The sequence below is a fragment of the Haloferula sp. A504 genome (assembly GCF_044385805.1).
Lineage (GTDB): Bacteria > Verrucomicrobiota > Verrucomicrobiia > Verrucomicrobiales > Akkermansiaceae > Haloferula.
Genome location: NZ_JBISBU010000107.1, coordinates 1 through 6194, shown reverse-complemented (window position 1 = coordinate 6194; position 6194 = coordinate 1). Strand labels below are relative to the sequence as shown.

Below are 6194 nucleotides of genomic sequence, written 5' to 3'. Positions count from 1 at the left end.
CAGGTCGAACCGGCCCGCCCGGATCGATCCGCTCCCTGACGCCCTCAAAACGACCTTCAAAAAACCCCTTGCCAAGCTCTGGTACTACTGACCCTTTCTAGGGGCACGGAGTCCCCGAGCGGGACGCTGAGGCGCTGGACCATGTCGTCGGCGACATCGGGCGGGGGCGAGCCGACCGCGGAGTAGCCGGTGTTGCCGCCGGTATCGAAGACGATCACGTCCATTTCCATCACCGCCGAGGTCGGGTTCTTGATGACGATGTCGACCGGGCCGGCGACGCTGGGGATCGCGCGGCCGGTCGGGTTGAGGACGACGCAGGGGTCGCTCGGACGGATCCGGCGGATCAACCCCCTTTTCCCCGTCCTCCGGTCCGGCCCAACGGTTGTTTCAGGGGCCTGCCTCAGAAGCAATTTCCTAGCAGTCAACGGTTGTTTCAGGGGCCTGCCTCAGAAGCAATTTCCTAGCAGTAATCCGGCGCGTCCCGAGTGCCAGTTGGTCGGCGTGTTCTCGCGCGAATGGTGTCCGTCTTTCGCGGAAATCCTGCAACGGCTCGGACGCGAGAGCGCGTGGGTCGTGCACGGGACCACCGGTGACGGCCGCTCGGTTGATGAGGTGAGCCTGATGGGCTCGACCCGCGTCTGCAAGTCGGGGACCATGGAGGACATCGTCGACGAGGAAGTCCGGCCGCGGGATTTCGACATGAAGCACGCCGAGGTGGCCGACCTTCAGGGCGGCGACGCCACGACCAACGCGGCGATCCTCGAGGCGATCCTCGACGGACGCGAAACCGGTCCGAAGCGCGACATGGTCCTGCTCAACGCCGGCGCCGCACTGGCGTGCTGCGGTCTGGCCGACGACATCGGCGAGGGCATCGAGCTCTCCCGCCAGGTCATCGACGATGGTTCCGCGCTCGACCGTCTGAGGGCGCTTCAGTCGATCGCGACGTAGGCCCCGCGACCGTGCCTTGAAGAGCCGTCACCGGGATCAGGGCAGACATTCGACCAGCAGACGGTAGAATCGCCTCGTCGTTCCAGGGGTCGGGTCGGTCACGGTGATGCTTCGGCGGCCGTTGCCGGCGGAGACATCGCCCACCGGCACCGCAGCGGACCACGCCTGGTCTCCGCGACGGGTGGCGAGGGGAACCCATGAGGAGGGATTCAGGGTGTCGGACGTTTCAAGGGTGATCGAGAGATCGGTGCCGCCGGGCTCGGCGATGACGAAGGAAAGCTCGCTGGTATCCTCGGCGCGTCGGTGGGAGAGCGGACCCGGGCCGGGGTCGGCGCGGCGTGGATCGGTGCCGGCGAGATACTCGAGGAGATTGCAACGCGAATCACCATCGGGATCGCCCGCCGGGTCGCCCAGGGCGTGAAGCGCGGCGAACTCGGGGTAACTCTCCGGTGTCAGGCCGATCCGGATTTCTCCGGTGGTCTGAATCCCGTCGTCGTGCCAGTGGAGCCCGGCGGGAAGGGATGGCAGGTCGACCGAGGAGAACTGGCCCGAGGCCGCGCCCGCGTCCCAGAGATCAAAGCTCATGCCGGCGGCGGGGGTGAAACCCTCGATGAAGGACACTTCCAGCACGCCTCCGAGTTCGAGCCGGCCCGCCACGGTGATCCGGTCATGAGCAGAGGGGGCGAGTTCGCAGTTGAGACGGGCGAGCGCTCCCAGGCTCAGGTCGCCATCGAAGTCCATGCTGCCGGGGCTGAAGCCCGGGCGCGCATCGCCTTCGAGAAAGACATGGCCACCCCCGGCGACCCCGTTGCCCGAGAATGCTCCGAAGAAGATCGCGCTGCCTTGCAGCCCGCTGGAGGCGCCGACGCTGATCACCGAGGCGTTCGCCACGTCATCCCAGAAAATGGCGGTGGCACCTCCCGAAACGGCGATCACACCACCGGCCTGGTTGTCGAGGTCACCGTGAATCTCGACGAGTCCGTTGCCCACCGCAAGCCAGCCCCCGTTGGCGAGTCCCTGGTCGAAACGGAGGGTGGCATCGTTGGCCGCAATGAACCCGGTCACGGGCAGGTTGGTGACCGTTCCGCTGAAGTGGATTTCGGCAGGGTCGAAGGCCCGGCCGGAAGCCTCGATCACTCCCGAATGACCGACCGGACCGCTGAAAACCGACAAGCGCTCGCCGGCCCCGGCCCGGATCTCGACCTCGGGGGGCACCACCACCGGCCCTCCGCCACTGTTCAGGATGCCGTCGCCACGCAGGACCGCGCCGGCGGCGAAGGTGGTCCCGGACGGCACCGAGAGTACGGCGCCATCCTCAAGTTGAAGGATGGTCGGCCCGTCGCCTCCGCCGAGAAAGAGCGACTCGGCGGTTGTCGGCGTCGCCTCGCCGGTCAGGGTCACCACCGTCGGCTCCGCCAGGACGGCCGGGACCTGAGCTTCGGGCATCAGGCTCCGGGTCCAGTTTGCTGCCTCGCTCCAGTCGCCACCATCGCCGGTCCACCACGCCTGGGGCCGCCAGAAATGGAGCGAGGTATCCCACCCGCCGCTGCCGGAAGTGCGATACACGACTCCGGGTCCGTCCGCGACGCAGTCGTACTCGCGGACCGTCCGGCTGCGGCTCAGTCCGGGCGTGACGGGCACACTGGGGCCGCCTTCGATGGGGACGCGGTGGAGGGTTTCGTAGCCCAGCTCCTCCCGCTGCCGATACACCACGTGGCTGCCGCCGGAGCTGAACTGAAAATCCCAGATGTCCCCGAAATACCATGCCGGATCGGGATTCAGGCGCGTCGCCCATCCCCCGGTGATCGGCACGCTGTAGAGATCAGCGGGCCCTGCGTGGAGGGCGGAGGAGTCGGCCAGGAAAACGACCCGGGAGGAATCGGGACTGATGGCGAACGAGGAGTCGAAATCCGGCAAGCCACCGAGCGGGCTGGACCAAGTGCTCAGTTTGACGGCCGAACCGGCGGCGAAGCGCTCGACGCTGTAAAGATCGAGCAGGTGGTCGGTGTCCTGATCGGCGCAATAGACCAGGTGGTGCCCGTCGGGGCTGATCTTGAAGCGGCTGACATTGCCGCCCGGGACCAGGGGGGCGCTGAGTTTCGTGGCCGAGGATCCATAGGTGGGGGTGACATAGAGTTCGTAGCTCGGAGACCCGCTCACTTTGGCGATGAAATAGACGAGTTCGCTGTCCGGGCCGAACTCGAACGAGCCGACGCTGGCGAAGGACTCCAGGGTCGGGTTGAGTTTCGTCGTCTCGCCGCCATTGATGGGCACACTGTAGAGTTCGTGCTCTGTGGTGCTGTCCTGCGTGGCCTGATACGCCACCGAGCGGCTGTCAGGCGAGATGACGAAGGCCGTGACCTCGCCACCGGCGACCAAGGGGGCGTTGAGTTTCAGGGGCGTGCCCCCGGTGATCGGGACGGTGTACAATTCCTTGGCCTCATCGGTTTCCCCATCGGCCTGATAGACGACACGGGTGCCGTCCGGGCTGATGGTGAAAGCACCGACGTCGGCTCCGACCGGCAACGGAGGATGGAGCCTCTGCGGAATGCCGCCGGCGAGGGGCACCCGGTAGAGTTCCCTCGGCTGGGGATGACCCTCTGAGCCAACGTACACGACGGCGTCGCCGTTCGGTGTGATGGCGAACCCGTAGGCCGAGGTGCCGGCCGGGAAGGGGGGATGGAGCCGGGCTGGTGTCCCGCCTTCGATGGGAACCCGGAAGATTTCCCACTGTCCCTCGACCTCCGCCTCCGCCCGATAGACGACCGTGCTGCCGTCGGGCGTGATCTCGGTCTGGGTAACCTGGCCCCCGAGGGCGAGCGTGGGATTCAGCTTCTCGGACGATTCTCCCGCGAGGAACACCCGGTAAGCCTCGATCACCCCGTCGATCTCCTGCTCGGCCTGGTAGAGGACGAAGCTGCCGTCCGGGCTGATCGCGAATTCACTCAACACTTCGCCTCCGGTCACAAAATCCGGCGTGAGTCGGACCGGAGACCCGCCCGTAGCGGACACCGCGTGCAGGTGATGGGTCGGGCTTCCATCCTCGGGGGCGCGATAAATGATCTGCGCCCCGTCCGGCGTGAAACGGAAGGGTGACAGGTAGCTGAACGAGGACACGCCTCCTGCCAGCAAGGTCGAACCGCCTCCCTCGATCGGGGCGCTGTAGAGGGCGTGTTCCCCGACCGTGTCCTGGTCCGCCTTGTAAACGACGAGCGTTCCGTCCGGGCTCATGGCGAAGTCGATCACCCCGCCGCCCGCCGTCATCTCATCGCTGACTCGGGAAGAACCACCGCCTTCCACAGGCACCGCGAAGACCTCCGGCACCCCGTCGATATCGTGGTCGGCAAGATAGACCACCGTCGAGCCGTCGGCATTGATGAGGAACTGCGTCACGTCGCCTTCCAGGATGAGGTCCGGCGTCAGGCTGGTCGAAGATCCTCCCTCGATCGGCACCGCGAATAGTTCCCGGCGGTCGTTGGTGATGACATCCCCGGAATAAACCACGATATCCCCATCCGGGCTGATCCGGAAGCCCGACACCTGGCCGCCCGCGACAGGCGGGAGATTCAGTTGCGTCGGGGAGCCGCCCTGGGTCGGTACCTGATAGAGTTCGAGCACATCCACGGTGTCCTGGTCGGCGAGATAAACCACTTTCGTCCCGTCAGGCGAAATCCCGAAGGAAGCGACCTCTCCTCCCGGAACGAGGGGGCCGTTGAGCTTCGTCACCGCACCGCCCGTCACCGGGACCGCATAGAGTTCATCGATCTCATCGGTGTCCTGATCCGCCAGATAGTATACGGTGCCGCCATCCGGGCTGATCTGGAACTCTTCGACGTCGCGGTTGGAAGGCATGACGGCGTTCAGCCGGATGCTGTCTCCGCCGGTGATCGGCACCGAGTAGAGCTGGAAAAAGTTATGACTCTCATGGTGCGATCGGTATACCACCCGCGCCCCGTCGGGAGTCACGGTCGGGGACAGGACATGGCCCCACGCCGGCGCTGGCGGGCTCAGCTTCACACTCTCCCCACCTTCCAGTGACCGCGAGTAGAGCTCGATGACATGTTTCGTCTCCTGGTCGGCGGTGTAAACGACACGCGATCCGTCGGGACTGAGGATGGCCGTATACACGTCACCGACGACGGTCTGGAAGGGGGGAGTGATCCGGACGGGATACTCGACCTGGGCCACCAGCACAGAGGTTGGATGGCTGAGGGCGGCGAGACACAGGCAAAGGCCGGCGGCGGAGCGGTCGGGCAGCTTCATGGCATCACGAGTGGGGTCGAAAAATGACCGGGTGGATGCTATGAAAAAATACGCGAACTCCACAAACCAAATCGGGTGCCCGGTTCCGGACAGAATCGCCGCGCCCGGGCTGGACCGCCTGATCGTGGAGCGGGCGGTGTTGTGGAATCAAGCCGACCGAAAGCCTGTCTGCTTCGGGATGATGCAAGCCGAATTCCGAAACGCAAGCCGGGGGGAGCACCCGGAGTCGTTCATCCCCCCATCAGCCACAGGATCGGCTGGAACCAGATGCCGAGGACGAGTACGGCGGTGGCCAGTGAGAAGACACTGATGCGGGTGGTCTGCGGGAGCTCGATGGGGGAGGCCCCGCTCGGGGCGTCGAACCACCACATCGCGCGGATGACCTTGAAATAGTAGTAGAAGCCTGCGGCGGCTCCGATGAAGGCGATGCCCACGCCCCACCACAGCTCCGAGCGGACCGCGAGCGAGAAGACGAAGAACTTGCCGATGAAGCCGGCGGTCAGCGGCACCCCCGCCAGGCCGGCCATCACGACGGTCATCACCCCGGCGAGCAGCGGCGAGCGCTTGCCGAGGCCGTCGAAGGCGGCGAGTTCGTCCGAGCCTTCGGAGACACGGATCTGGGCGAGGACGAAGAATGCGGCCAGCGTGGTCAGCAGGTAGGTCGCGAGGTAGAAGCCGACGGTGTGAACCGACCCCGGATCGGTGACGCCCTCCTCCTTACCGGCGGCCAGGGCCAGAATGATGAAACCGGCGTTGGCGATCGACGAGTAAGCAAGCAGGCGCTTGAAGTTCGTCTGACGAATGGCCGCGAGATTCCCGAACAGCAGGGTCGCGACCGCCAGCAGGAGCAGGATCGCCAGCACATGATGGCGGATCTTGAAGGTCGAAGCATTTGGCTACGGCGTTCATGGTAGTTTCGGGCGGAATGGCCCCTCTGTCTCCTACGGCTTCCTGAGTCCGTGTCTTGCTGCGCTCCACTCGGT

The 6194-nt window shown here is 65.6% G+C and carries 4 protein-coding genes; 1 reads left to right on the top strand and 3 read right to left on the bottom strand.

Features of this window, described 5'->3' with window-relative positions:
- Nucleotides 1-56: 56 nt before the first annotated feature.
- On the bottom strand, nt 57-347 hold the full coding sequence (locus tag ACG2LG_RS23355; protein WP_396263213.1) for a hypothetical protein: 291 nt from the start codon (nt 345-347) through the stop codon (nt 57-59).
- Here ACG2LG_RS23355 and ACG2LG_RS23350 point away from each other — a divergent pair.
- Nucleotides 253-948, top strand: coding sequence for a hypothetical protein (locus tag ACG2LG_RS23350; RefSeq protein ID WP_396263211.1), 696 nt, complete (start codon nt 253-255; stop codon nt 946-948). The two genes, ACG2LG_RS23355 and ACG2LG_RS23350, sit on opposite strands and share 95 nt — an antisense overlap.
- A gap of 36 nt (nt 949-984) precedes the next feature.
- Here the strand turns inward: ACG2LG_RS23350 and ACG2LG_RS23345 are convergent, their stop codons facing one another.
- Together ACG2LG_RS23345 and ACG2LG_RS23340 are read right to left on the bottom strand one after the other, a co-directional pair.
- The gene (locus ACG2LG_RS23345) at nt 985-5211 is read right to left on the bottom strand and encodes a hypothetical protein (protein ID WP_396263209.1); all 4227 of its coding nucleotides are present in this window, start codon (nt 5209-5211) and stop codon (nt 985-987) included.
- A 230-nt stretch (nt 5212-5441) separates the two neighbouring features.
- Nucleotides 5442-6074, bottom strand: a complete 633-nt coding sequence (locus ACG2LG_RS23340; RefSeq protein WP_396263207.1) for an NADH-quinone oxidoreductase subunit N — start codon at nt 6072-6074, stop codon at nt 5442-5444.
- Between the last annotated feature and the right edge of the window lie 120 nt (nt 6075-6194).